This is a genomic window from Polynucleobacter brandtiae, assembly GCF_002797575.1.
GTDB classification, from domain to species: domain Bacteria; phylum Pseudomonadota; class Gammaproteobacteria; order Burkholderiales; family Burkholderiaceae; genus Polynucleobacter; species Polynucleobacter brandtiae.
Genome location: NZ_PGTX01000001.1, coordinates 171,008 through 195,109, shown reverse-complemented (window position 1 = coordinate 195,109; position 24,102 = coordinate 171,008). Strand labels below are relative to the sequence as shown.

At 44.3% G+C, this 24,102-nt stretch carries 30 protein-coding genes; 19 read left to right on the top strand and 11 right to left on the bottom strand.

Going from position 1 to position 24,102, the window contains the following annotated elements:
- Entirely contained in the window at positions 1-621 is a 621-nt protein-coding gene (locus tag B0G85_RS01055; RefSeq protein WP_100378590.1) for a class I SAM-dependent methyltransferase, read from the top strand.
- Positions 622-624: 3 nt separating this feature from the next.
- On the opposite strand, the gene B0G85_RS01050 is transcribed toward B0G85_RS01055, so the two are convergent.
- Both B0G85_RS01050 and modB read right to left on the bottom strand, forming a co-directional pair.
- Positions 625-1,737, bottom strand: coding sequence for an ABC transporter ATP-binding protein (locus B0G85_RS01050; RefSeq protein ID WP_100378589.1), 1,113 nt, complete (start codon positions 1,735-1,737; stop codon positions 625-627).
- Positions 1,737-2,390, bottom strand: coding sequence for a molybdate ABC transporter permease subunit (modB, locus tag B0G85_RS01045; RefSeq protein ID WP_369405920.1), 654 nt, complete (start codon positions 2,388-2,390; stop codon positions 1,737-1,739). The genes B0G85_RS01050 and modB overlap by 1 nt, the downstream gene beginning before the upstream one ends.
- Positions 2,391-2,497: 107 nt before the next feature.
- Here modB and B0G85_RS01040 point away from each other — a divergent pair, with 107 nt between their 5' ends.
- From B0G85_RS01040 to mnmH, 16 genes are all read left to right on the top strand, one after another.
- The gene (locus B0G85_RS01040; protein ID WP_100378587.1) at positions 2,498-2,839 is read left to right on the top strand and encodes an ArsR/SmtB family transcription factor; all 342 of its coding nucleotides are present in this window, start codon (positions 2,498-2,500) and stop codon (positions 2,837-2,839) included.
- Positions 2,840-2,917: 78 nt separating this feature from the next.
- The gene (gene soxC, locus B0G85_RS01035; RefSeq protein WP_100379131.1) at positions 2,918-4,273 is read left to right on the top strand and encodes a sulfite dehydrogenase; all 1,356 of its coding nucleotides are present in this window, start codon (positions 2,918-2,920) and stop codon (positions 4,271-4,273) included.
- Positions 4,257-5,336 carry a c-type cytochrome gene (locus B0G85_RS01030; RefSeq protein WP_100378586.1) on the top strand — a complete coding sequence of 360 codons (1,080 nt, stop codon included), beginning with the start codon at positions 4,257-4,259 and terminating at the stop codon, positions 5,334-5,336. Before soxC ends, B0G85_RS01030 begins: the two co-directional genes overlap by 17 nt.
- An 85-nt stretch (positions 5,337-5,421) precedes the next feature.
- Entirely contained in the window at positions 5,422-5,874 is a 453-nt protein-coding gene (gene soxY, locus B0G85_RS01025) for a thiosulfate oxidation carrier protein SoxY (RefSeq protein WP_100378585.1), read from the top strand.
- 56 nt (positions 5,875-5,930) lie between these two features.
- Entirely contained in the window at positions 5,931-6,239 is a 309-nt protein-coding gene (gene soxZ, locus B0G85_RS01020) for a thiosulfate oxidation carrier complex protein SoxZ (RefSeq protein ID WP_100378584.1), read from the top strand.
- A gap of 20 nt (positions 6,240-6,259) precedes the next feature.
- Positions 6,260-7,075: a sulfur oxidation c-type cytochrome SoxA gene (gene soxA, locus B0G85_RS01015; RefSeq protein ID WP_100378583.1), complete on the top strand. Its 816-nt coding sequence runs from the start codon at positions 6,260-6,262 to the stop codon at positions 7,073-7,075.
- A gap of 34 nt (positions 7,076-7,109) precedes the next feature.
- Positions 7,110-7,733 (top strand): sulfur oxidation c-type cytochrome SoxX, encoded by a 624-nt coding sequence (soxX, locus tag B0G85_RS01010; RefSeq protein WP_232725882.1) that lies wholly within the window; start codon positions 7,110-7,112, stop codon positions 7,731-7,733.
- Positions 7,734-7,790: 57 nt separating this feature from the next.
- Complete coding sequence (gene soxB, locus B0G85_RS01005; RefSeq protein ID WP_100378581.1) at positions 7,791-9,521, top strand: thiosulfohydrolase SoxB; 1,731 nt, start codon at positions 7,791-7,793, stop codon at positions 9,519-9,521.
- A 21-nt stretch (positions 9,522-9,542) separates the two neighbouring features.
- On the top strand, positions 9,543-9,980 hold the full coding sequence (locus tag B0G85_RS01000) for a DsrE family protein (RefSeq protein WP_100378580.1): 438 nt from the start codon (positions 9,543-9,545) through the stop codon (positions 9,978-9,980).
- Positions 9,981-9,986: 6 nt separating this feature from the next.
- Positions 9,987-10,940: an MBL fold metallo-hydrolase gene (locus B0G85_RS00995; RefSeq protein WP_100378579.1), complete on the top strand. Its 954-nt coding sequence runs from the start codon at positions 9,987-9,989 to the stop codon at positions 10,938-10,940.
- 59 nt (positions 10,941-10,999) lie between these two features.
- Positions 11,000-11,317 carry a hypothetical protein gene (locus B0G85_RS00990; protein WP_232725881.1) on the top strand — a complete coding sequence of 106 codons (318 nt, stop codon included), beginning with the start codon at positions 11,000-11,002 and terminating at the stop codon, positions 11,315-11,317.
- 16 nt (positions 11,318-11,333) lie between these two features.
- The gene (locus B0G85_RS00985; RefSeq protein ID WP_100378578.1) at positions 11,334-12,455 is read left to right on the top strand and encodes a YeeE/YedE family protein; all 1,122 of its coding nucleotides are present in this window, start codon (positions 11,334-11,336) and stop codon (positions 12,453-12,455) included.
- A 44-nt stretch (positions 12,456-12,499) separates the two neighbouring features.
- Positions 12,500-12,937 (top strand): YeeE/YedE family protein, encoded by a 438-nt coding sequence (locus tag B0G85_RS00980; RefSeq protein ID WP_100378577.1) that lies wholly within the window; start codon positions 12,500-12,502, stop codon positions 12,935-12,937.
- Between the two features lie 3 nt (positions 12,938-12,940).
- Positions 12,941-13,378: a DUF6691 family protein gene (locus tag B0G85_RS00975; protein WP_198508665.1), complete on the top strand. Its 438-nt coding sequence runs from the start codon at positions 12,941-12,943 to the stop codon at positions 13,376-13,378.
- A 50-nt stretch (positions 13,379-13,428) separates the two neighbouring features.
- On the top strand, positions 13,429-13,773 hold the full coding sequence (locus B0G85_RS00970; protein WP_100378576.1) for a protein tyrosine phosphatase family protein: 345 nt from the start codon (positions 13,429-13,431) through the stop codon (positions 13,771-13,773).
- 27 nt (positions 13,774-13,800) lie between these two features.
- A complete protein-coding gene (mnmH, locus tag B0G85_RS00965) occupies positions 13,801-14,874 on the top strand; it encodes a tRNA 2-selenouridine(34) synthase MnmH (protein ID WP_100378575.1) in 1,074 nt (357 codons plus the stop codon).
- Here the strand turns inward: mnmH and B0G85_RS00960 are convergent.
- Entirely contained in the window at positions 14,871-16,049 is a 1,179-nt protein-coding gene (locus B0G85_RS00960; RefSeq protein ID WP_232725880.1) for an acyl-CoA dehydrogenase, read from the bottom strand. The two genes, mnmH and B0G85_RS00960, sit on opposite strands and share 4 nt — an antisense overlap.
- A 288-nt stretch (positions 16,050-16,337) precedes the next feature.
- On the opposite strand from B0G85_RS00960, the gene B0G85_RS00955 reads away from it, so the two are divergent.
- Positions 16,338-17,945: an ABC-F family ATPase gene (locus tag B0G85_RS00955; protein ID WP_100378573.1), complete on the top strand. Its 1,608-nt coding sequence runs from the start codon at positions 16,338-16,340 to the stop codon at positions 17,943-17,945.
- Here B0G85_RS00955 and B0G85_RS00950 read toward each other — a convergent pair.
- The 8 genes from B0G85_RS00950 to B0G85_RS00915 form a co-directional block, all read right to left on the bottom strand.
- Positions 17,942-18,199: a DUF1289 domain-containing protein gene (locus B0G85_RS00950; protein ID WP_100378572.1), complete on the bottom strand. Its 258-nt coding sequence runs from the start codon at positions 18,197-18,199 to the stop codon at positions 17,942-17,944. The two genes, B0G85_RS00955 and B0G85_RS00950, sit on opposite strands and share 4 nt — an antisense overlap.
- Entirely contained in the window at positions 18,196-19,368 is a 1,173-nt protein-coding gene (locus B0G85_RS00945; protein WP_100378571.1) for a GNAT family N-acetyltransferase, read from the bottom strand. Before B0G85_RS00945 ends, B0G85_RS00950 begins: the two co-directional genes overlap by 4 nt.
- Before the next feature lie 12 nt (positions 19,369-19,380).
- On the bottom strand, positions 19,381-19,770 hold the full coding sequence (gene gloA / locus B0G85_RS00940; RefSeq protein ID WP_100378570.1) for a lactoylglutathione lyase: 390 nt from the start codon (positions 19,768-19,770) through the stop codon (positions 19,381-19,383).
- Positions 19,771-19,872: 102 nt separating this feature from the next.
- Entirely contained in the window at positions 19,873-20,667 is a 795-nt protein-coding gene (locus B0G85_RS00935; RefSeq protein WP_100378569.1) for a peptidylprolyl isomerase, read from the bottom strand.
- Between the two features lie 99 nt (positions 20,668-20,766).
- Positions 20,767-21,045, bottom strand: a complete 279-nt coding sequence (locus tag B0G85_RS00930) for a BolA family protein (RefSeq protein ID WP_100378568.1) — start codon at positions 21,043-21,045, stop codon at positions 20,767-20,769.
- Positions 21,042-21,590, bottom strand: a complete 549-nt coding sequence (locus B0G85_RS00925) for a septation protein A (RefSeq protein WP_100378567.1) — start codon at positions 21,588-21,590, stop codon at positions 21,042-21,044. The genes B0G85_RS00930 and B0G85_RS00925 overlap by 4 nt, the downstream gene beginning before the upstream one ends.
- A 26-nt stretch (positions 21,591-21,616) precedes the next feature.
- Positions 21,617-22,030 (bottom strand): peptide-methionine (R)-S-oxide reductase MsrB, encoded by a 414-nt coding sequence (msrB, locus tag B0G85_RS00920; protein WP_100378566.1) that lies wholly within the window; start codon positions 22,028-22,030, stop codon positions 21,617-21,619.
- Positions 22,031-22,092: 62 nt separating this feature from the next.
- Positions 22,093-23,559, bottom strand: a complete 1,467-nt coding sequence (locus B0G85_RS00915; protein WP_100378565.1) for a protein adenylyltransferase SelO — start codon at positions 23,557-23,559, stop codon at positions 22,093-22,095.
- 53 nt (positions 23,560-23,612) lie between these two features.
- On the opposite strand from B0G85_RS00915, the gene B0G85_RS00910 reads away from it, so the two are divergent.
- On the top strand, positions 23,613-24,095 hold the full coding sequence (locus B0G85_RS00910; RefSeq protein WP_100378564.1) for a PaaI family thioesterase: 483 nt from the start codon (positions 23,613-23,615) through the stop codon (positions 24,093-24,095).
- Positions 24,096-24,102 lie beyond the last annotated feature (7 nt).

Here is a 24,102-nt window from a genome sequence, read left to right as displayed (position 1 = left end):
ATGGGCTTTTCTGATGCTACTGATTTTTGGAATTCTCGGTTTGATAAACCAGAGTTTATTTTTGGTCGTGATCCGAATGAGTATTTAGTTCAGCAATATCATGCGCATCTGATAGCTGGCCAGAAAATTCTATGCATCTCTGATGGTGAGGGGCGTAATGGTGTGTGGCTCGCTAAGCAGGGTATGCACGTTACTGGGTTTGATGTTTCAGATATTGCCCTGGCTAAAGCAAAGCAATTTGCGCTGGAAAGCAAAGTCGTTGTTCAGTACAGCTTGTGCGATACCGATAGTTTTGATTGGGTTAAGAATGACTATGATGCGGTTGCGGCTATCTTTATACAGTTTGCCGATCCAGAAATGCGCGCACGTATTTTCAAACAGGTTTTTCAAGCGCTAAAACCAGGTGGTATTTTTATACTCCAAGGCTATACGCCTAAGCAATTAGAATACAAAACTGGGGGCCCTTCTTTAATTGAGCACCTATATACCGAAGAGATGATTCGTGAACTTGCGAGTGATTTTGAAATTCTGGATTTATGTTGTTATGAAAAATCACTTTCGGAAGGTGCCAGACACAGCGGGCTATCTGCCTTACTGGGCTTAGTAGCCAAAAAGATATAGCGCCTAAACCGATTCCTGAAAGCGGCGCGGGTCATTAATGGGGCGCAGCGGCATGATGTGAATTTGATTTGCATCCATTTCAATCTGCATAAGGCCATCTACCTTCATGTCAAGACGTTTTATTTCGGCAGTTGACGCTTCCCAGGTAATTCGGATTTCACTATTTTCTATACGCAATTGAATGACCGCGATTTGCCCAAGGCTGCTAATTTCTTCAACGATAGCAGTGACGCCAGTCTTCGAAGATTCACGATGTAGGCTTAGAGCACTTTGGGGGATAACCCAGGCAACTTGTGAATGCGGAGGGATCTTTCCTTTATCCACAACAGAAAATAATTGATTGCATCCATCCCAGGACAATTCACCTGAGTTAAATTTTCCTTGAAATATATTGCTGATACCGACTAGTTCTGCAACACGAGAGTTTCTTGGTTTAGAAAATAATGTTTTTGGCGCAGCGGTTTGTAAGCTGATGCCCTGATCAATCACGGTAATTCGATCGGCTAATAAATCGGCCTCTCGCAAATCATGGGTCACCAACAGCATAGGAACATTTAAATCGATACGTATCTCAGCCAGCGTCTTATATAAGCCTAAGCGTGTTGGTGTATCTATGGCGGAGAAGGGTTCGTCTAGTAAAAGAATGGATGGTTTTCTTGCTAATGCCCTAGCTAAGCCTACTCGTTGCTGTTGTCCGCCAGATAGTTGGTGGGGCATGCGTTTAGAAAGCTGCCCAATGCCCATACGCTCTAACCATTGAGCAGCAAGCTGCTTGCGTCTCTCGGACGTCAACTCGATATTTTGCAGGGCGATGATGACGTTATCTAATGCAGATAAGTGTGGAAAGAGGGCATATTGTTGAAACAGAAATCCACAACAGCGATCCTTGGCGGCAAGCGAACTTTTAACTCGGCCCGAACGATCGGTACTTAACCAAATTTGATCATTACATTCAATGCTTCCAGTCGCTGCCTGATTCAGTCCTGCGATTGTTCTTAAGATGGTGGTTTTACCACTCCCAGAAGGCCCCACAAGTGCATGCACTTCTCCTGGCGCACACTCTAAAGTGATTTGCATGAAGACCGGTGCAGTTTGATTAATTTTGACTTTGAGCATTACCTCATTCCATTACGGTGAGGCTGACTTCGCCCAAGAACACCATACGATATTGCAATAGCAATTAAAGAGATGCTTAACAGCAGGAGGGCTAACACTCCCGCGCCGGTAGTGTCAAAACTCTGAACTCGGTCATAGATGGCAATAGAGGCTGTTTTTGTTTCCCCAGGTATGGCGCCGCCAACCATTAAGATCACCCCGAATTCGCCTAAAGTATGGGCAAAGGTAAGGACGGCTGCATTGGTGATCCCCCTCCAAGAGAGTGGTAGCTCTATTAAGTAAAAGATTTGCCATTCACTTAAACCGCTCACCTGCGCTGCCTCACGAATTTCTGGGTTGATCGCTTCAAAAGCCCGCTGGATTGGCTGTATGGCGAAGGGGATGTTCACCAGCAGGGAGGCTATCAAGATACCTGTAAAGGAAAAAACCATTGGTACGCCAAATACAGTTTGGTTACTAAAGCTAACTAAAAAATAGTAACCAAGTACGGTTGGGGGGAGGACTAATGGCAAAGCAAGGGCAGCCTCAATCCAAATCCTGCCTGTTTGCATTCTGACTAGGCGGTGTGCGACCCAAATCCCAAGGGGCAGCATGATTGCTACGGTCCAAAAAGATAGCTTCAGAGAAAGGAGGATTGCTTGGATGTCCATCATTTTGGATTGTATTGGCTTTAGGGTTTGCCACTATAGAACTATTTCCAGACAAGGCGTCTAATATACATAAATACACACATACACATACATACATATAATCACTCTTAATGAGCCTAAAGTCAAAAGTTCAAAAAGCCACGAAAGATCTCTCGCCAGAGGTAATGGAGATTATCTTCACGAGGGTTGCTGAGTACTTTTCAGTACTTTCTGAGCCATCACGCTTACGTATTATGTACGCCGTCTGTAGCGGAGAAAAATCAGTATCGCAAGTGCTTGAACTCTGTGGCACAAGTCAGGCAAATGTCTCTCGCCATTTAGCAGCCTTGCATCAAGCAGGAATTTTATCTAGGCGAAAAGAGGGTGTTACTGTTTTTTACTCAATTCAGGACAGTGCGACCTTAGAGATGTGTCAAACAATTTGCGCAAAAATTGCTGAGAGTTTGCACTAGTTGCGCTGTAGCTACTCAATTTATAAAAATCCAATGACCAAAAAACAATTCGAAATTAGCAAGCAAGATATTCACCTGGTGGAAAAGCCTACTCATCGCGCGCGATTAGTAAAAGCTCCGGAGCATTTTGTACCGCAGAGTTTGATTGCTGAGATTAATTCGGCTGGCCTTGATGAAAATCGTCGTGGATTTCTGCGCAAGGGTTTTATGTCTGCCTTAGCTGGTACCTCAGCCGGTCTTGCTGCGCCGTTTGCCGTTGCTTCTGGTGAGGGCGATCCTGCAATTTTAGAGAAACAGGAGTGGCAAACTACATTGGGAAAAAATGTAGCAACCATGCCTTATGGGATTCCATCAATCTATGAGGCAAACCTCATTCGACGTGAGTCCCCGGGCCTAACTCGAGTATCTGCCGCATCGGTAGCTTTCACCCCATTACAAGGACTGTTTGGAACGATTACTCCCAATGGTTTGCATTTTGAGCGTCATCATCAGGGTTGGTATAACTTGAACCCTGAGACCCATCGTTTAATGGTGAATGGTCTGGTAAAAAATCCACGTGTTTTTACGATGAATGATTTAATGCGGCTACCCTCAGTATCGCGTACGCACTTCATTGAGTGCGGCGCAAACACGGGGTTGGAGTGGGGCAACGTAGCTGTGCCCACTGTCCAGTACACCCATGGCATGCTTTCTTGTTGCGAATTTACCGGCGTACCTCTATCCGTCCTCCTGCAAGAATGTGGCGCAGATTTGAAGAAAGGGAAGTTCCTATTGGCCGAGGGTGGCGATGGGTCAGGCATGACTCGCACCATCAATCTAGATAGCGCATTAAATGACACGATTGTTGCTTGGGCCATGAATGGCGAAATGTTACGCCCAGAAAATGGCTTTCCACTGCGCTTAGTGGTGCCCGGTGTTCAGGGCGTTAGTTGGGTGAAATGGCTGCGTCGTCTAGAAGTTGGTGATATGCCATGGAATTCCAAAGATGAAGCTGTTCACTATATTGACTTGATGCCTAATGGAGAGCATCGTCAATTTACTTCTGTTCAGGAATGCAAATCTGTTATTACAACGCCATCCGGTGGCCAGCAATTGCTAGACAAAGGTTTTTATAATGTCAGTGGCATGGCCTGGTCTGGTCGCGGCAAAGTCAAACGTGTAGATGTTTCATTTGATGGAGGCAATAATTGGCACACAGCTCGCCTGGAGACGCCTATTCTCACAAAGTCCATTACCCGATTTAATATCGACTGGGTGTGGGATGGGTCACCTGCCATCTTACAATCCAGGGCGGTAGACGACACTGGGTACATTCAGCCATCTATCAAGACTTTGCGTAATGTTCGTGGCACTCGATCCATCTATCACAACAATGCAATCCAGTCCTGGAAATTAGATACTAATGGTGAGGTTAGCAATGTTCAAGTTGGCTAAATTAAAAACCCGTCTAGGGTTTGTAGCACTCCTTTTAGTGCATTCTCAATGGAGCTTTGCCCAGCCAGACAGTGCTAAATTTACTGGCATTGGAAGAGTGGCTACGCCCGCCGAAGTGGCTGCCTGGGATATTGATGTCCGTCCCGACTTTAAGGGTTTACCTAAAGGCTACGGCTCCGCAGAAAAAGGACAGGTAATTTGGGAGGCTAAATGCGCTAATTGTCACGGCACCTTTGGTGAGTCTAATGAAATCTTTACCCCCATCGTTGGCGGTACAAGCAAAGAAGATATCAAGAATGGTCGTGTTGCCTCTCTAAATGACATGAAGCAGCCACAGAGAACGACTTTGATGAAGGTATCTACGGTTTCTACCTTATGGGATTACATCTATCGTGCAATGCCGTGGAATGCGCCAAGATCCCTCTCACCTGATGATACTTATGCGTTAGTCGCATTTATTCTGAGTCTTGGGGAAATCGTTCCTGATGACTTCGTGTTGAGCAACGCTAATATTGCTGATGTAAAAATGCCAAACCGAAATGGTATGACAACAAAGCACGGAATGTGGACCGCTACTGGAAAACCAGATGTCAATGGTAGTAACTGTATGCACAATTGCGTACCTTTTGTGCAGATTGGTTCGACCTTACCTAGTTTTGCTAGAGATGCCCATGGCAATATCGCAGACCAAAATCGTACTTATGGGCCTTATCGAGGCGCAGACACTACTAAGCCACCTATCAGCGCTTTACCCAGCTCGAGTGGTCTAGCGATCGTTTCTGCCGCCCAGGCTAGCTCAGTCGCACCTAAAGGCCCGTCTGCGCTATTCAAAAGTGAAAATTGCTCTGCCTGCCATGCTTTAAACTCCAAATTAGTTGGCCCTTCCATCTCGGAAGTGGCAAAAAAGTATGAAGGTCAAAATGGCGCTCAAGAAAAGCTCGTGACAAAAGTCAAAATGGGTGGAGCAGGTATTTGGGGTGTCATTCCAATGCCTGCTTATCCCCAATTATCAGATGATGATCGCAAGGCCTTAGTGTCTTGGATACTATCTGGGGGTAAATAAGTAGTCGGTTTGTCAATATTGCACGCTGTTTTGGTGCAAAATAGATTTTATGTAGTTGTAGATCAAGATCATTAAAGGAGTTTTTATGAATCAGCAGCGTCGTAGTCTAATGAAGTATTCAGCAGTATTTGGTCTGATGGCCTCAACCGGCCTCATTAGCTTAGCCCAAGCGCAAGAGTGGAATAAAGCGGCTTTTGAAGGCAAGAGCTTAGATGATGTTTTTAAAATCTTGGGCGCATCTGGTGCAGATAAATCCGCTGCGGTTACTTTGGTAGCGCCTGACATTGCCGAGAATGGTGCTGTTGTACCTGTGGGCATTAACACCACCTTAAAAGCAGAGCAAATGGCTATTCTGGTTGAGAAGAATCCAAGTGCTTTAGCTGCTCAGTTTTTTATTCCCGCCGGAACAGACGCATTCGTGACTACACGTATGAAGATGGGTCAGACTTCTAACGTCTATGCCTTAGTCAAGGCTGATGGCAAATGGAATATGGCTGTTAAAGAAGTCAAGGTAACGCTTGGTGGTTGCGGTGGCTAACGCCATCTCAGTTGCCAATCATTCAATTAATTTATTTAGAGTAAAAGAGGAACCAAATGGCTGATCCAATGCGCGTAAGAGCTGCAGAAAATGGTGGCACTGTTGATGTAAAAATTTTAATGAAGCACGACATGGAGTCGGGGCAACGCAAAGATGCTTCTGGTAAAACCATTCCAGCATGGTTTATTAGCACTGTCACTGTATCCGCCAATGGTAAGAATGTATTTGGTGGCCAGTTTGGTCCAGCCGTTTCCAAAGATCCATTTTTGAACTTTAAGTACAAGGGTGCAAAAGGCGACAAGATTGTTGTCAATTGGGTTGATAGCAAGGGCGATAAGCGCACGGATGAAGCAACTGCTTCTTAATTGTTTTGAAAGGGTTGCTCATGCAACGTAAATTCACATTAGTGCCAGCATCTTGTTTGCTTGCAGCTTTATTATTAACGGCGAGTTCTGGCTGGGCGCAAAAAAGTGCTACGGACGATATTGCAAAATATCGCGAGATGATTGCAGATGGCAACCCTTCAGAGTTATATGAGGCGGCTGGCGAAGAATTGTGGAAGAAGCCAGCTGGACCCAAAAATGCAACGCTTGAAAAGTGTGATTTAGGCTTGGGTGCTGGTGTGGTTAAAGGTGCTGCTGCCCAGTTGCCACGTTATTTTAAGGATACTAATAAAGTACAAGACTTAGAATCTCGTCTGATGACCTGTATGCAGGTGATTCAGGGCCGTGATCCACAGGAGATGATTGACGCTCCTTTCCAGAAGGGCCCTAAAAAAGATATGGAGGCCATTGTTGCTTACGTAGTGACTTTGTCCAAAGGCGACAAAATTAAAGTGAGCACTGCACATCCTAAAGAAAAAGAAATGTATGACCTTGGTAAGCGTGCTTTCTTTTATCAAGGGGGTCCAATGGATTTTTCCTGCGCCTCTTGTCATGCTGAAACCGGGAAACGCATTCGACTTCAAGATCTTCCCAATATTACCGAGCAAAAAGGAGCCGCTTTGGGTTGGGGTTATTGGCCTGCCTACCGCGTTTCGAGCGGACAATTCTGGACGATGCAGCAGCGTCTGAATGATTGCTTCCGTCAACAGCGTTTCCCATTTCCAATCTATGGGTCTGATGTCACCTTAGCTTTGTCTATGTACATGGCGAAGAATGCGAATGGTGGAACTGTCGAGACACCTGGACTTAAGCGTTAAGAGAGAGTTGATAAAGATTATGAGAATGCCCTATATGAAGAAAATCTTAGCCGTCACCGGTTTTATCTTGCTCTCTGGCTTGATTAACACTACTGCTCTAGCGCAACAAAAAAATGATCCTAAGTTTAATAAGCTGATGCAGGATAGCTTTAGGGCTGATGGTATTGCTGGTCTTGACCGAATTGTGCAGGATGAAACACAAAAATTTTGTTCGGACCCTGTTTTTGCTAATAGCAAGCAAGGCGCAGCAATGCGTGAAAAAATTCAGAAGATCAATATGTCAACTATCAAGCAACCTGCTGATGGAAAATATATTGGTGACTGGAAAAAAGGAGAGGCAACTGCTCAAAGCGGTCGCGGCGCAACTTGGTCCGATAAGGCAGATACTGTTGTTGGCGGAGGTTGTTACAACTGCCATCAAATTGACCCTAAAGAAGTTTCCTATGGAAATATTGGCCCATCTCTGACAGGCTATGGAAAATTACGTGGTTATTCGCAAGAGATCGTGACGTACACCTGGAATCGGATCAATAATTCCAAGGCCTATAACGCTTGCAGTAACATGCCGCGCTTTGGTCACTTCAAGCTCTTAAGTGAGCAGCAGATGCAAGATGTCATGGCTTTACTTCTTGACCCAGCTTCTCCAGTAAATCAATAAACATCAATCAACATCAAAAAAACAGGCCGAAAGGCCTGTTTTAACAAGGAAACTACTATGTCTCTTAATCGCCGAGAATTTTTACAGGCCCTTGCTATAGCCTCGGCTGGTGGCATGAGTCTACAGTCTAATTTTGCAAACGCGCAAAGTAAGGCTAAAAATTTTTATGATTTGCCAAAGTTCGGTAATGTCCACTTTTTACATTTCACCGATTGTCATGCACAGCTGCTGCCCATCTACTTTCGTGAGCCGAATGTCAATATTGGCATCGCGTCACAAGAGGGAAAGACGCCGCACCTAGTTGGGCAATATTTTCTGAAAGCGAATGGTATTGCTCCGGGTACGCGTGATGCTCACGCATTCACCTATCTTGATTATGTAGCTGCATCTCAAAATTATGGAAAGATGGGAGGCTTTGCCCATATGACCACTTTGATTAAGCAAATGAAAGCGAGTCGTCCAGGAGCGCTGCTGCTTGATGGTGGAGATACCTGGCAGGGCTCTGGTACTGCACTTTGGACCAATGGCCAGGATATGGTTGATGCTGCTTTAGCTATGGGTGTTGATGTGATGACAGCCCACTGGGAAATGACTTTAGGCGAGAAGCGGGTCATGGAAATTGTGGATGGTGACTTTAAGGGCAAGGTCTCTTTTATTGCGCAAAATATTAAGACGGCTGATTTTGGAGACACCGTGTTTAATCCCTATGTCATGAAAGTCCAAAATGGGATTCAGGTAGCTATTATTGGTCAGGCCTTCCCGTATACACCGATTGCAAACCCGCGCTACTTTACGCCTGATTGGACCTATGGTATCCAAGAAGAGAACATGCAAAAAACCATTAATGAAGTAAAGGCAAAGGGAGCTAAAGTAGTTGTTCTTCTTTCTCACAATGGTATGGATGTCGATCTTAAAATGGCATCACGGGTTACAGGGCTAGATGCAATTATGGGTGGGCATACACATGATGGAGTGCCTATTCCCGTTAAAGTAAAAAATGCCAATGGCGTCACGCTTGTTACAAATGCGGGCTCGAATAGTAAGTTCTTAGGTGTTCTTGATTTCGATGTCAAGGGTGGCAAGCCAGTCGACTTCCGCTACAAATTATTTCCCATCTTTTCTAATTTGATCCCTGCTGATCCCGTAATGAATCAGCTCATTACAAAAATAAGGGCGCCTTACGAGGCCAAGCTAAATGAAAAGTTAGCGACAACCGATAGTTTGTTGTATCGCCGTGGAAATTTTAACGGGAGTTTTGATCAGCTCATCTTGGATGGCCTGATGGCTCAAAAGAATGCAGAGATTGCCTTCTCACCAGGTTTCCGTTGGGGAACAAGCTTGTTACCAGGGCAAGCTATTACTCGTGAGAATTTATTAGATCAAACTGCGATTACTTACCCGTATACAACTGTTACCAATATGAGTGGGGAAACCATCAAGACTATCTTAGAGGATGTTGCGGATAACCTCTTTAATCCGGATCCTTATTATCAGCAGGGCGGTGATATGGTTCGTGTTGGTGGCATGCAATACACGATCGACCCCAATCAAACTGCCGGTAAGCGGATATCTGATATGCGACTCAATGGTAAAGACATAGAGCCATCCAAAACCTATAAAGTTGCGGGTTGGGCCCCAGTAAGTGAAGAAGCTAAAAATGCTGGTGGTGAAGCTATTTGGGATGTGATGGAGCGTCACTTACGTGATATAAAAGTAGTTAAGGCCGTTAAATTAAACGAGCCCACTATCAAAGGTATTCGTAATAACCCGGGCATGGTTTCTCTGTAAACATTAATAAAGGCATTAACTATGAAAATTCTTTTAAGATCATTGCTAGCGATCGCATTAACTTTTGGATTGGGCACTGCTGTATTCGCTCAGACTAGTGGCACCACTAAAGTGGTGTATCACATAGATGATGCTGAGTCACAGGGATTAAAGGGCCTCCGTAATGTCCGCAATCATTTAGATACCGCTCCTACCACGACGATTATTGTGGTCACACATGCAAATGGTGTCGACCTTTTAATGGACGGCGCTAAGGATAAGAAAAATAATGTGGAATATGCCCCTTTAGTTTCTGCCTTGAAATCCCGTGGGGTTCGTTTTGAAGTATGCGAAATTACTTTAAAAAATCGCAATTTGAAAAAAGATCAATTTGTACTTGATGCAGATTTCACTCCATCTGGTGTGGTTCGTATCGCTGACCTGCAATACAAAGATCACTTCGCCTATATCAAGCCATAGACCCTCATGCCACTCCTTCAAGCTTGTGGTTTTTTTATTGCGGGGATCCTTTTTTTTGCCCCTGCAATTGCGCAAGAAAACCCGTCAATCAATACAATTAACCTAAAGCCTGTTCAAGTAGCGCCGCATACTTATTTTGTGCAAGGTTTTGCAGAGCTAGGCAGTAGTAAAAACCAAAACTTTATTTCTAACGCCGGCTTTGTCGTGACGCCCAAGGGGGTGGTGGTGATCGATGCTTTGGGCTCGCCAACCCTAGCGCTTAAATTAATCGGTGAAATTAAAAAGATAACCCCCCAAAAAATCGTGGCAGTAATCGTCACGCATTACCACGCAGATCATGTATATGGATTACAAGAATTTAAAAAAATTGGGGCAAAAATATACGCCCAAGCAGAGGGTAGAAGCTACCTCTCCTCTGAGACCGCCAAGCAACGATTAATCGCATCTAGAGTTGATTTTGCTCCCTGGGTGAATGCCAGCACTAGGTTGACTCCTGCAGATATTTGGATCGATCAAACAATGAAGTTGACCATCGGCGGCACCGATTTTTTAATCAGTAGAGTGGGGCCTGCCCATGCTCCTGAAGATTTAATTGTTAATATTCCATCAGAAAAGGTCTTGTTTGCCGGAGATTTAGTCTTTCGAGGACGCATCCCGTTTGTAGGAAATGCCGATAGTCGGGGGTGGTTGGCTGCTTTAGATCAGATTAATCAGTCTGATCCCAGCATTGTTATCCCAGGGCATGGTGCCTACTCCACCAATCCACCAGCAGATATTACTTTCACTAGAAATTACTTGAAGTATTTACGTGAGGTTATGACAAATGCAGCCGTCAATCTCGACCCGTTTGAAGCGGCCTACCTACAGGCTGATTGGTCAGAATATGATGGAATGCCCTTATTTAGGGCCGCCAATCGGATGAACGCCTTCAACGTTTATCTTTCAATTCAGGCGGAATAAGGTATTTTTGCTATTTAGACCTTAAAATAAGGGTATTACTTTCAAATCCTTGTTTTTTAATGGCTATTTCTTTATTTCGTTCATTTGTTTCACTGATATTTTGCGGGCTCCACAGCACGCTGGTGATAGCTTCGCCTGATATTGCGAATGGCAAACTGATTGATCAACAAAAATGCTATGCCTGCCACGCCAAAAAGGTGGGCTTTGGAAACGGCGACATGATCTACACCCGCAGTGATGGTAAGGTTAAAAATAGCGCCCAATTAAAAGCGATGGTGGGATTGTGCAATACCGAGCTTCGTCTCGATTTATTCCCTGAAGATGAGGCGGATGTTGCTGCCTTTCTTAACAAGCAGTTTTATAAATTTAAACCTTAATTTCTTAGAATTTCATATGGATGCCGTAGATATCTCTTCAATTAGCAAAACTGTTTTATTAGCAACTTTTGCGGTTACCTTTTTGCTTGGTGCAGTGATGCAAAAAACTGGATTTTGTAGCATGGGTGCTGTTTCAGACATATACATTATGTCTAGCTGGAGTCGTCTCAGACAATGGTTTCTGGCCATTGGAGTTGCAATAATTGGCTTTACCCTGATGTCTTTTTTGGGCCTAATTGACCCACTTAAAAGCATTTACACCAATAGTAAGTTTTTATGGCTTTCAACTATCGTCGGTAGCACCTTATTTGGGTTCGGGATGGTTCTAGCCTCCGGTTGTGGCAGTAAAACATTGGTACGTATTGGTGGCGGTAACTTAAAGTCCATTATTGTCTTTTTAGTGCTTGGACTTACCGCTTATATGACTATGCGTGGGTTTTTAGGTGTACTGCGCGTTAACACCCTTGACTCTGTATTTATTGCCCTTAGTACGCCCCAGGATCTTCCCAGTATATTGAGCGCCTTTACTGGTTTTGCACGCCTTGATTTACATTTGGTGTTGGGCTTAATCATCGGATTTGCTTTTGTTGCCTATGCATTAGCGAATAAGGTATTTTGGACAGTTGAAAATATTCTTGCAGGTACATTAGTTGGTTTAGCTATTTGTGCTGTGTGGTGGATTTCAGGAAACCTAGGCTTTGTTGCTGAGGATCCCAACACTCTTGAAGAGGTATTTTTAGCAACCAATTCTGGTCGCATGGAAAGCCTTTCTTTTGTTGCGCCTTATGCCTACTCTTTGGATTTACTGATGTTGTACAGCGATACCTCCAAGGTTCTAACGATGGGAATTACTGCTGTCCTTGGAATGATTTCGGGTTCGGCATTGATTGCCTTAACAACCAAATCATTTCGGTGGGAAAGTTTTCGTGACGCAGAAGATACTGCCAATCACCTGGTAGGCGCTGCGTTGATGGGCTTTGGTGGAATTACGGCATTGGGTTGTACAGTTGGTCAGGGCTTGAGTGGAATTTCTACCTTAGCACTCGGATCTTTTTTAGCCTTACCTGGTTTTATCTTCGGGGCATACTTGGCTTTGCGTTATTTGCAGGTTCGCCTTGCGCCCAATCCTTGTACTTAAGCAAGCTTTTATCTTTATAGTGCTACCTTCCCTAGGAGTTCATCATGCAAATTGATTGGTTGGCTTTTACGCCGGGCCCATCCTTTTTTGGGGGGATCTTATTGGGGTTTGCTGCCATTCTTTATGTGCTTTTACATGGCCGAGTTTTGGGTATTAGCGGAATTGTGTCTGGTTTGCTTTCTCAAAAGGCGGATGACTGGGCCTGGAGATTTACTTTGGTAGCGGGTATTCTGAGTGCTCCGTTTTGGGGTGCGCTGTTGTTTAATTTACATGCCACGCAAGAGATCGATGCGGGATGGGCTGCTCTTTTACTAGCAGGATTGCTGGTTGGGTTTGGTGCTCAGTATGGATCTGGCTGTACGAGCGGCCATGGTATCTGTGGAATATCACGTCTCTCGCCGCGCTCATTAATAGCTACAGTGACATTTATGTTAGCTGGCTTTACTACGGTTTTTATTATCCGTCATCTACTAGGGTTATAAAAAATGAGAAAACACTTTACTTTTTATAGTCAGTACTTAATTGGCGTTCTATTTGGACTCGGTTTATTGATATCCGGCATGAGTAATCCAGCAAAGATTTTGAATTTTTTAGACCTCGCAGGCAACTGGGATCCCTCGCTCCTATTTGTAATGGGCGGTGCAGTACTGGTTGGTCTTGGGGGTTTTTATGTGGCCTCCATAAAAAAGGAAGCCTTCTTCGGCGGTCAGTTTCATGTGCCGACTAGGCGCGATATCTCAAAACCACTAATTATTGGCAGTCTCATTTTTGGAGTGGGGTGGGGTATTGCAGGCTTTTGCCCAGGACCTGCAATCGTTGCTATTGGAAGCGGTCAAATCAAAGCGCTGGTTTTTGTTGTCGCAATGCTTGCCGGTATGGCCATATGCAATCGCTTCTTTACTGGCCATCGCTTAAGCGCGTGATTTAGAATGGTTGTTATTGTTCTTTCGTATATCAAATTTTGAGGTTTTAGATGAGTCTTCCTATTGCTTGTCACAGTGATTATTTTTCTACCCTGGGTCAAATTGATCCAAGCCATTTGGCAGAGATTGCGAATCAAGGCTATAAAAGCGTGATCAATAATCGCCCTGATTTTGAGGCTGGCCCTAATCAGCCTACCAATGACTCTATACAGGCACAAGCCGAAAGCCTAGGATTGCATTACGCATTCTTGCCTGTTATTCCCGGCGCTTTTACACCTGAGCAAGTTGCTGAAATGGCGCGATTATTGAAAACCATGCCTAGTCCTATCTTAGCTTTTTGTCGATCTGGTGCACGCTCTTCTAACCTGTATCAGATGGCTTTACAAGTTCGCTAGTGAATTGGTTTATTGATAGGGCAATGCTTGCAACCTAGCAATCCGCACAAACTGGGCATTGATGAGCTTTCAAGCAGTCTTAAGCAGTTTGATGCCATTATCGATGTTCGTTCACCGGCAGAATTTGCGCTTGATCATATTCCTGGTGCAGTGAACTTTCCAGTGCTCAATAATAATGAGCGTATTCAGATCGGAACTTTGTATAAACAGGTTTCGCCTTTTGCTGCTAAAAAATTAGGCGCAGCATTAGTTTCCAAAAATATTGCACGTCATTTAGAAGAATCTTTACTTGAGCTACCTAGAGAATGGCGTCCATTAATTTATTGCTGGCGTGGTGGCGAACGTAGCGGAGCCTTTACCCATATTTTGAATCGTATTGGTTGGAAAGCGATGCAATTAGAAGATGGCTATCAAGGCTTTAGAAAAATAGTTATTGCCGGGTTAGAGCGTGCCGCAAAAGATTTTTCTTTTCAGGTCATTTGTGGCATGACTGGTAGTGGTAAGACCCGGGTTCTACAGGATTTACAGGGGCAGGGAGCTCAGATTTTAGATCTTGAGGGCTTAGCAATTCATCGCGGCTCTGTTCTTGGCAATGAGCCTGACATTGACCAGCCTTCTCAAAAGGGGTTTGAAACGCTGTTATGGAATGCGCTGAATTCTCTTGATCCATCCCAAGTAGTTTTTGTGGAGTCCGAGAGTAAAAAGGTGGGCGGCTTACATATTCCCGATGCTTTAATGGAAACCATTCGCGCCGGTAAGTGTATCGAGCTACGATCCAATACTGAAACCAGAGTGTCATGGTTATTGCGTGAGTACCATCATTTTGTATCCAATCCAGAGAGCTTTAAGCAAAAACTTTCTTTACTTACATCACGCTACGGAAAGCTAAAAATTGATCAATGGCATGATGCAATTGATCAAGGCAAGTTTAGTCAATTAGTGCAAGAATTGTTGGTGGCACATTACGACCCCTCATACCAATCCTCAATCGTGCGCAACTTCCCGAACTATCGGGAGGAGAATTTTGTATCTCTGGAAAATGATAGCGATGAAGCGTTTGCCAAAGCAGCAAAGCACATCATCGCTCAGCTTACGATTTAACTAAATGCCTGTATACCGGTTTGAGCTCTACCTAAGATCAGCGCATGAATATCGTGAGTCCCCTCGTAGGTGTTGACGACTTCAAGGTTTAGCATATGACGTATTACTCCGTACTCATCAGAGATACCGTTACCGCCATGCATATCTCTGGCCAGTCGGGCAATATCTAAAGATTTACCGCAAGAGTTACGCTTCATGATCGAGGTAATTTCTGGTGAGGCAATGCCTTCATCTTTCATACGCCCAAGACGCAGGCATCCTTGCAGCCCTAGGGCAATTTCTGTTTGCATATCAGCAAGCTTTTTTTGAATTAGCTGATTAGCTGCTAATGGCCTACCAAATTGCTTGCGGTCCATAGTGTATTGGCGCGCGGCATACCAGCACCACTCGGCGGCACCTAGCGTCCCCCAGGCAATTCCATAGCGAGCTGAATTTAAGCAGGTAAAGGGCCCTTTAAGGCCAGTAATTTCAGGGAACTCATTTTCATCGGGAACAAAGACTTCATCCATTACGATTTCACCGGTAATAGAAGCGCGTAAACCCATTTTTCCGCTGATTTTTGGAGCGGACAGACCCTTCATGCCCTTTTCCAAGATATAGCCTCTAATCAGGCCCTCATCGTTTTTAGCCCAAACCACAAACACATCGGCAATTGGTGAATTGGAGATCCACATCTTAGATCCCGTTAAAGAGAATCCACCGGGAACCTTCTTGGCCCTGGTTATCATTCCGCCAGCATCAGAGCCATAGTTTGGCTCGGTTAGCCCAAAACACCCAATCGATTCACCGGTGGCTAATTTGGGCAGATATTTTTCTTTTTGCGCTTTGCTGCCAAATTCATTGATGGGCACCATGACAAGAGAGGATTGCACACTCATCATGGAGCGATATCCTGAATCAACTCGCTCAATTTCTCGGGCAATCAAGCCGTATGAGACATAGCTCAAATTAGCTCCACCGTACTCTTCGGGAATGGTGATGCCTAAGAGACCAAGTTCGCCCATTTCGCGAAAAATAGCGGGGTCAGTAGTTTCATTACGAAAAGCATCATGAATCCGGGGCATGAGACGACCTTGAGCATATTCAGCTGCAGCGTCACGAATCATGCGCTCCTCTTCGGTTAACTGGGTATCTAGAAGTAGGGGATCAGCCCAATTAAAACTTGCTTTACTCATCATATATTCCTTAGTACGGGGTTATTTCTGTGGCTAATAGAGTCTGTAAATTAACCTATCGATGTGTACATTATCCTTTTTTCCTCTAAATAATTCTGGCCTTCAATTCCTTCGATTTTTATCGCTTATATTTTTGGTTTTAGTGGCTATTTTTGACGTCCATCACGATTTGGGGGTCACAATTAGCCAAATTACAACATTTAGCCCCTGAACCCGTTAAAATGTTGGACTTCGATGCAAGATCCGCATCCGCATATGTATTCCATTATTAGAAAGTAAGATCCAGCCGTGCTATCCGCATCCAACATCACTATGCAATTTGGGGCAAAACCCCTGTTTGAGAACATTTCCGTTAAATTTGGCGGTGGCAATCGTTATGGTTTGATCGGTGCAAACGGTTGCGGCAAGTCTACTTTTATGAAAATCCTCGGCGGTGAGTTAGAGCCCAGTAGTGGCAACATTAGTCTGGATCCCGGAATTCGTTTGGGTAAGTTGCGCCAAGATCAATTCGCTTATGAAGATCAGCGAGTTCTAGATGTTGTCATGATGGGTCATGAGGAGATGTGGAAAGCTGCAGCTGAGCGAGATGCTATTTACGCAAATCCAGACGCGAGTGACGAAGACTACATGAAGGCTGCTGAACTTGAGGGGAAGTATGCAGAATACGGTGGTTATACGGCCGAAGCTAAAGCGGGTGAGTTGCTATTGGGCATTGGCATTCCGATTGAGCAGCACGACGGCCTGATGGCTAACGTTGCACCCGGCTGGAAGCTGCGCGTTCTATTAGCTCAAGCGCTATTTTCAGATCCAGATGTGTTGTTACTCGATGAGCCAACCAATAACTTAGACATTCACTCCATTCATTGGCTTGAAGACATTCTCAATCAGATCAAAAGTACGATCGTGATCATTTCCCATGATCGCCACTTCTTAAACGAAGTTTGTACGCATATGGCTGATATGGACTTTGGAACTTTAAAAGTCTACCCTGGTAATTATGATTCTTACATGCTTGCCTCTGTTCAGGCACGTGCGCAGCAGTTGAGTACCAATGTCAAGGCCAAAGAAAAGATTGCTGAATTACAGGCATTTGTAAGTCGGTTTTCTGCGAACGCTTCTAAAGCGCGCCAAGCTACTTCACGTCAAAAACAACTAGAGAAGATAGAGATTACGGAGATTAAGCCATCCTCTCGTCAGAATCCGTTTATTCGCTTTGACTCAGAGAAGAAGCTTCACAATATGGCCGTTGAATGCAACGCCCTGAGCAAGGCTTACGACCGTCCTATTTTTAAGAACTTTAAGATTGCCATTCGTGCTGGTGAGAAGGTGGCTATCATCGGCCAAAACGGCGCTGGTAAAACCACTCTTTTAAAGACTATTTTAAGTAAGCGCTTTAGCGGTATTCCTGCTGACAGCGGAGATGTAAAGTGGGCTGAGAATGCCAACGTCGGAGTCATGCCGCAAGATAACACCGAACTATTCGCAAAAGAAGAAATTCTGATGGACTGGATGAATGAGTGGCGCAATACTGGCGATGATGATCAAGTGATCCGCGGAACTTTAGGTCGCTTATTGTTTTCTGGAGACGACATCAGTAAGTCCGTCAAGATTCTTTCAGGCGGAGAGAAGGGACGCATGATCTGGGGTAAGCTCATGCTTCAAAAACACAATGTGCTTGCCATGGATGAGCCAACCAATCATATGGATATGGAATCTATTGAGAGCTTACAAATTGCCTTAGAAAAGTATGAGGGTACTTTAGTTTTTGTTTCTCACGATCGTGAGTTTGTTTCTGCTCTAGCTAACCGAATTTTAGAAGTAAAGATGGACGGCACTATTGCTGATTACTCTGGTACTTATGAAGAGTATCTCAGAAGCCAAGCCTTGGCTGGTTAAGGCTGGTTCTTTGCCTGTCGCTGGAATCGCATTGCAGTACCTTCTGTACGAATGCGTTTCCAGACCACATCCTTGTCTTCCTGGCTTAAGAATACCCAATTGCTGACTTCAGCAAGCGTACGTCCGCAGCCTTGGCAAATTTCATCATAAAGCGTTGTACATACTCCTATACAAGGGGTGTCAGACGAATCATCGCCAACGCCTAGTGAATTAGCGCTATCTAGGCTGGAGTTTGGACTTTGATTTGAATTCATAGCAGTACTTTAGTCGATTTCAAGGGATGATGCTCTTCAAGCTCATTTACATAGGCAGCAATGCCTTGCTGCTCTCTTTCTAAAAATCGCTGAACCGCCAGAGAGAATTGAGGGTCCGCTAACCAATGCGCTGATTGAATTGTGCTCGGAATAAATCCCCTAGCCATCTTATGCTCACCTTGAGCGCCTCCCTCGAAAGTCTGTATGTCCTGATCAATACAGAACTCGATCGCTTGGTAGTAGGCTACTTCAAAATGAAGGCAGGGAATGTGCTCCAGTGCACCCCAGTATCTACCGTACGCTTTGGATGCTTCTTTATCAATAATCAGTAGAGATGCTGCAATAGGCATTTCGTCACGAATAGCGGTAATAAGATGCAAATTCTCAGGCATGCTGAGTGCTAAAGCTTGAAAAAACTGTAGGTTGAGATAGGGTTTTGAGCGATGCTCTAAATATGTATTTTCGTAACAGCGATAAAAAAATTCCCAGTCATGGGTTGTGCTTTCTGCTCCCGGGATATGGCGATACACAATGCCCATACCTCCAACTTGAGCACGCTCGCGACGGATATTCTTACGTCGCTTCATGGTTAGGTGGGATAAAAATTCCTCAAAATTTTTATATTGGGCGTTATGCCAGTGAAACTGAACAGAGTCACGCAGCATGAATCCTTGCTCTTGGATCTTCGGTAACTCACTTGGATCAGGAAAAAGCATATGTGCCGAAGAAAATTGATTTTGAATCACCAAGGTCTTGAGTGTTTCAATCAGCATTTTTTGTAATTGTCCGCCTTCACATCCTTTTCCAACAAGAAGTCTAGTACCTCGAACTGGGGTAAATGGAATGGCGCACAGCGCTTTTGGGTAGTAGTTCAAACCGTGTTGAGCATAGGCTTCAGCCCATGCCCAGTCAAATACAAATTCACCGTAAGAATGGCTCTTTAGGTAGAGTGGCATAGCTGCTATTAATCGAGACTCTTTGTCTTCAATTAAGATATGGGCAACTTGCCAACCGGTATCCTCACCCACGCACCCGCAACTCTCAAGAGCCCGAAGAAATGCATACTTTAAAAATGGGCCGGAATCTTCTCCAAGCAAGCAATTCCACTGTAAAGAAGAAACATCTGCAAGACTGTTAGCAATACGAGGTTTATATGTTTCTAAGTTCAAACGATGTACGTACTATTTATGCTCAATTAATTCAATCTTGTAGCCATCGGGATCCACCACAAACGCAATAACAGTATCGCCACCCATCACAGGCCCAGCCTCTCTCGTTACATTACCACCAGAGGCCCTGATCTTTTCGCAAGCAGCGTATGCATTAGGAACGCTTATGGCAATATGACCATAGGCAGTACCTAGCTCATAAGATTCAACGCCATAGTTGTAAGTCAACTCTAGCTCGGATTGGCCATCAATATTGCCTTTTCCAAACCCTATAAAGGCTAGTGAGTACTGTTGCTCTGGGCGATCGGTAGTTCTGAGTAAATTCATCCCTAATATTTTGGTGTAAAAGTCGATTGAGCGATTAAGGTTGCCTACCCGGAGCATTGTGTGGAGAATCATCATATTTTCAATATAAAGCTAAACCCGGTTTTTTGTCAGTTAACAAAAAACCCAGAGGTGTGGGCTGGGTTTTTTGAGCCGGTTTAAATTACCATTCTTTAGGCTTTATTGTATTTTTGCCTTAGCGCGTAGCTTTTGCATTAGCTCAGAAAACTTAGCTTTTTGCCAATTCTGGTCAGCAGTGATCATCTGTTTTAGCTGATCTTTAATTTCTTCCATACTGGGAGCCTGAACATCACGAACATCATCAACTTTGATAATGTGCCAGCCATACTGAGTCTTTACTGGCTTATCGGTAATTTGACCTTTTTTAAGTTGAGCCATTGCTTTTGAAAACTCTGGCACCAACGCTTTTTCACTGACCCAGCCTAAGTCACCACCATTTGGAGCTGACCCTGGATCCTTAGACTTTTCTTTTGCTATTTGAGCGAAATTACCACCCGCCTTCAATTGGGCGGTTATCGCTTTTGCATCCGCCTCTTTTTCAACCAAGATATGTTCTACGTGATATTCCTTGCCAGCATACTGTCCTTTTACCTGCTCATAAGCAGATTTCAGTTCAGCTTCTGCAACACCTTCTTTTTCAACGTAATCTTCGAAAACGGCAGCGATGAGGACGCCCATCTTGGCCTGCTCGAGCTGATCTCTGACAGATTCTTTTTGTGTAACACCCCGATTGCTCGCCTCTTGAAGAATAAGTTCGCGGGTCACTAGCATCTCTCTTGCTTGATCACGCACTTGCGGGTTATCTGGTTGATTCGACTTTTGCACCAACTTATCAAGTTGAGATTTTGGAATAGACTTGCCATTGACGATAGCGGCATTTTGGGCCATCACATTACTAGAGAGTAAAGCTAAGATCAGAGCGCTGATGGTGGATAACTTGCGTGTATTGAACATAAGTAGAGAAGTGATTATTGAAGTAAAGGTTAGTCAAAGATGAATAAAGGTAAATCTTAAGTTAAATCTAAAAGTAGTTTAGTAGCAATCAATACTCTACTAGGCTTCGCTTGGGGTTAAAGCGTTTATGGAAAGCGCATGAATTTCATGGGGAAAGTGCCTATTTAAAGCGGCATAGACTGCGCGATGGCGTTTGACTTGACTGAGGCCATCAAATTCTGGCGCAACAATCCGCACTTTGAAGTGACCGCCACCACTAGCTGCACCTGCATGTCCTGCGTGCAGGTGGCTTTCATCCTCAATCGCTAATTGCGAAAGCTGGAAGGCGCTTCTTAAATCTATTTCAAAAAGCTTGATACGTTCTTGATTGATGCTCATTCTGCCGGTTGCTCCATGTGTCGACTTAGCCAAATTCCTTGAATAATGACAAATATAACGAGCAATCCAGTGCTACCAAAAAGCTTGAAATTAACCCAAGTTTCTTCTGTGTACTCAAAAGCAATGTATAAATTGAGAGCACCCATAAGGAAAAAGAATGCAGACCAAGCTAGATTCACTTTTTGCCATATCGATTTAGATGAGGATGCTTTTAGAGTGACTTGCTTGCCCATTAAAACCTGTATCCAGTTTTTCTGGAAAAACTGAGCGCTAATAAATAGGGTGGCTGAAAATAACCAATAGAGGGCCGTTGGCTTGAGCTGTATAAAAGTTTTGTCATGCAAAAAAATGGTTAGGCTACCAAAAACTAGGATCATCACCAAGCTAACCCATTGCATAGCCTCAATCTTGCGATGTCGATAGTAGACCCATAGAATTTGGCCAATCGTAGCTACCATTGCAACGATTGTGGCGGTATAGATATCACCAAATTTAAAGGCAATAAAGAATAAAATAATGGGGAATAAATCAAATAAGAATTTCATTCTTTCATTATCCTGATATTTTTAAGCTATTTCGAATTGGAGTCGGCGGCATTGTCTGAGGGCTCAAAACCTAATGATGCGGAGTTAATACAATAGCGCAACCCTGATGAGTGGGGACCATCCTCAAAAACATGGCCCAAATGGGCATCACATTCCGAGCATCTCACTTCAGTACGGATCATGCCGTGAGTCACATCTTTAATTTCAGTAATGGCGGCACTTTCCTCTGGAGAGCTGTAGCTTGGCCACCCGCAACCTGCATCAAACTTACTAGTTGAGCGAAAAAGAGGGGCGTTACAACAGACGCAGCTATAGCGCCCATCAATCCAGTGATCCCAATACTTACCGCTAAATGGACGCTCAGTTGCGGCTTCACGTGTCACTCGATATTCAATATCGCTTAATTGTTGTTTATATTCTTGATCTGTTTTTTTAGGCATCGTGTGTTGGATTTAAGTTAGATTTAAGTTTGGATTGAAGTTGGATCTAAAAGAAGTGAACATTAAGAAGAGCAGCTAACAGCCATTTTCTGTAAATCGAGGGGCGGTGCGTTTGCGTAACTCTCATGCTCGGATTGCTCATCATACGGATAACTCAATATCTTGAGTAAGGTTGCAATCTCAGTAAAGTCGTCTTGCTGGGCTTTTTCTATTGCAGTTTGAGCTAAGTGATTTCTAAGGATAAATTTTGGGTTGATGTCGTTCATAGCTTGACTTCGAACCGGATCGGCAATGTTTTCGATTTCAAGTCTAGCGAGATATTCACTAAACCATTGGTCGATTTGCTCCCTATCGATAAAGTGATCTCGCTGCTTGATATCGATGAGATCACTACGTTGATTGACCTGGGCAAGGCTACGAAAGAAGTTCGTAAAATCAACTTTAGATTGATTCATCGCTTGTAGCAAACGTTCAATAAGGGCAATATCATCAGGTAACTCTTGGGTTAGCCCAAGTTTGCGCCTAAATAAATGTTGCCATTTTTGGGCATAAATCTTGGGGAAGTCTTCAAGAGCGGCCCGTAAAAGTTCTTGAGACTCTTCTGCGGGATGAGTTAACTCTATTAGGGGAAGCATTGCGCTAGCCAGGCATGCCATATTCCAGTGCATCACTTGCGGTTGTCGATGGTAAGCATACCGACCACTATGATCGCTATGGTTGCAAACATGGTCAATTTCAAATTGATCTAAAAAGCCAAATGGGCCATAGTCAATCGTTAAGCCCAGCACACTAATATTGTCTGTATTTAAAACGCCATGGCAAAAACCAACCGATTGCCACTGAGCAACTAGCGTTGCATTTTTAGATGCTATGCAGATGAATAATTGTAAATATGGGTCACTAGACTCCAGGCATTCGGGGTAAAAGTGGTCTATGAGTAAATCGGCCAATTCTTTAAGTCGGACTGTATCTTGTAATGAGGCATAGTGCTCAAAATGGCCAACCCGAATAAAGCTGGGAGCAATTCTGGCGCATACCGCCGCAGTTTCAACTGTCTCTCTCCTAACGGCTTGCTTTGAGCCCACAATCGATAATGCACGACTCGTAGGAATGCCTAGCGCATCCATTGCTTCACTACAGAGAAACTCTCGTATAGAAGATCGAAGAACGGCACGGCCGTCCCCCATGCGTGAGTAATGTGTTTTTCCGGCACCCTTGAGCTGTAGTTCAAGCCCCTGCATATCACCCAGTAAGATTGCCCGTCCATCGCCTAATTGCCCAGCCCAAACACCAAATTGATGGCCACTATAAGCCGTTGAAATAGGGTCTATAAATTCAATATCATTGGCTTTTAAAGAATTACCTGCCAGAACATCAAGCCACTGCGGATCGCTTGGCAAGCCACTGTTGTTAATAGACAGGCCTAACAGTTGAGCCGCCCTCTCAGAGAAGGCCACCCAGTGCGGATTGGGGATTGGGGTGGGGATAGTGGGCTGACAGACATCGCCGCCGTGCAAAATGAAGGGCATTCTTTATTTTAAGAGGAATTTACTATCGCCGCAGAAGCATTTAATATAGCTATATGACGAATAAAGTACAAAATAATGCAGCTACTCAGCTTGCCCATCTAGGTGAGGAGCTCAACGTTCCTTTTTTAAAATTACTGGGTGTACGCTGCCTCAGTGCTGAAATGGGGAAGGGTGAGATCTTGTTAGCATTAAAGCCAGAGCATACCAATACGTGGGATGTGGCTCATGGTGGGGTTTTATTAACCCTGATGGATGTTGCTATGGCAGTGGCTGCCCGATCTGCTGATCCTGGCGATCGCAGCGTGGTCACTATCGAAATGAAAAACAACTTTATGCAGGCGGCAACCGGTATCTTACGGGTAAGAGCAGATACTGTACGTACCACTGCTACGATGGCATTTTGTGAGGCAAAGCTTTATAACGATCAAGGTGAAATTTGTTGTATGTCTACGGGCACCTTTAAGTTTTTGAAGCGCCTAGCGAGCAAAAATGCAGATGGAGAGAGAGTTATAAACGACGACCTACGTCAACAGTAGGCTCTAT

What these genes read in the sequence shown, in the direction of transcription:
- B0G85_RS00935 (WP_100378569.1), bottom strand. Translation starts at nt 20,667, where the DNA reads ATGTTCAATACACGCAAGTTATCCACCATCAGCGCTCTGATCTTAGCT.
- B0G85_RS00985 (WP_100378578.1), top strand. Translation starts at nt 11,334, where the DNA reads ATGGATGCCGTAGATATCTCTTCAATTAGCAAAACTGTTTTATTAGCA.
- soxZ (WP_100378584.1), top strand. Translation starts at nt 5,931, where the DNA reads ATGGCTGATCCAATGCGCGTAAGAGCTGCAGAAAATGGTGGCACTGTT.
- modB (WP_369405920.1), bottom strand. Translation starts at nt 2,390, where the DNA reads ATGATGGACATCCAAGCAATCCTCCTTTCTCTGAAGCTATCTTTTTGG.
- B0G85_RS00910 (WP_100378564.1), top strand. Translation starts at nt 23,613, where the DNA reads ATGACGAATAAAGTACAAAATAATGCAGCTACTCAGCTTGCCCATCTA.
- B0G85_RS01040 (WP_100378587.1), top strand. Translation starts at nt 2,498, where the DNA reads ATGAGCCTAAAGTCAAAAGTTCAAAAAGCCACGAAAGATCTCTCGCCA.
- B0G85_RS00995 (WP_100378579.1), top strand. Translation starts at nt 9,987, where the DNA reads ATGCCACTCCTTCAAGCTTGTGGTTTTTTTATTGCGGGGATCCTTTTT.
- B0G85_RS00990 (WP_232725881.1), top strand. Translation starts at nt 11,000, where the DNA reads ATGGCTATTTCTTTATTTCGTTCATTTGTTTCACTGATATTTTGCGGG.
- B0G85_RS00980 (WP_100378577.1), top strand. Translation starts at nt 12,500, where the DNA reads ATGCAAATTGATTGGTTGGCTTTTACGCCGGGCCCATCCTTTTTTGGG.
- B0G85_RS00950 (WP_100378572.1), bottom strand. Translation starts at nt 18,199, where the DNA reads ATGAATTCAAATCAAAGTCCAAACTCCAGCCTAGATAGCGCTAATTCA.
- B0G85_RS00975 (WP_198508665.1), top strand. Translation starts at nt 12,941, where the DNA reads ATGAGAAAACACTTTACTTTTTATAGTCAGTACTTAATTGGCGTTCTA.
- B0G85_RS01000 (WP_100378580.1), top strand. Translation starts at nt 9,543, where the DNA reads ATGAAAATTCTTTTAAGATCATTGCTAGCGATCGCATTAACTTTTGGA.
- soxA (WP_100378583.1), top strand. Translation starts at nt 6,260, where the DNA reads ATGCAACGTAAATTCACATTAGTGCCAGCATCTTGTTTGCTTGCAGCT.
- soxY (WP_100378585.1), top strand. Translation starts at nt 5,422, where the DNA reads ATGAATCAGCAGCGTCGTAGTCTAATGAAGTATTCAGCAGTATTTGGT.
- B0G85_RS00970 (WP_100378576.1), top strand. Translation starts at nt 13,429, where the DNA reads ATGAGTCTTCCTATTGCTTGTCACAGTGATTATTTTTCTACCCTGGGT.
- B0G85_RS00925 (WP_100378567.1), bottom strand. Translation starts at nt 21,590, where the DNA reads ATGAAATTCTTATTTGATTTATTCCCCATTATTTTATTCTTTATTGCC.
- msrB (WP_100378566.1), bottom strand. Translation starts at nt 22,030, where the DNA reads ATGCCTAAAAAAACAGATCAAGAATATAAACAACAATTAAGCGATATT.
- B0G85_RS00915 (WP_100378565.1), bottom strand. Translation starts at nt 23,559, where the DNA reads ATGCCCTTCATTTTGCACGGCGGCGATGTCTGTCAGCCCACTATCCCC.
- B0G85_RS00960 (WP_232725880.1), bottom strand. Translation starts at nt 16,049, where the DNA reads ATGAGTAAAGCAAGTTTTAATTGGGCTGATCCCCTACTTCTAGATACC.
- B0G85_RS01030 (WP_100378586.1), top strand. Translation starts at nt 4,257, where the DNA reads ATGTTCAAGTTGGCTAAATTAAAAACCCGTCTAGGGTTTGTAGCACTC.
- B0G85_RS01050 (WP_100378589.1), bottom strand. Translation starts at nt 1,737, where the DNA reads ATGCTCAAAGTCAAAATTAATCAAACTGCACCGGTCTTCATGCAAATC.
- B0G85_RS00930 (WP_100378568.1), bottom strand. Translation starts at nt 21,045, where the DNA reads ATGAGCATCAATCAAGAACGTATCAAGCTTTTTGAAATAGATTTAAGA.
- soxX (WP_232725882.1), top strand. Translation starts at nt 7,110, where the DNA reads ATGAAGAAAATCTTAGCCGTCACCGGTTTTATCTTGCTCTCTGGCTTG.
- B0G85_RS01055 (WP_100378590.1), top strand. Translation starts at nt 1, where the DNA reads ATGGGCTTTTCTGATGCTACTGATTTTTGGAATTCTCGGTTTGATAAA.
- soxB (WP_100378581.1), top strand. Translation starts at nt 7,791, where the DNA reads ATGTCTCTTAATCGCCGAGAATTTTTACAGGCCCTTGCTATAGCCTCG.
- gloA (WP_100378570.1), bottom strand. Translation starts at nt 19,770, where the DNA reads ATGATGATTCTCCACACAATGCTCCGGGTAGGCAACCTTAATCGCTCA.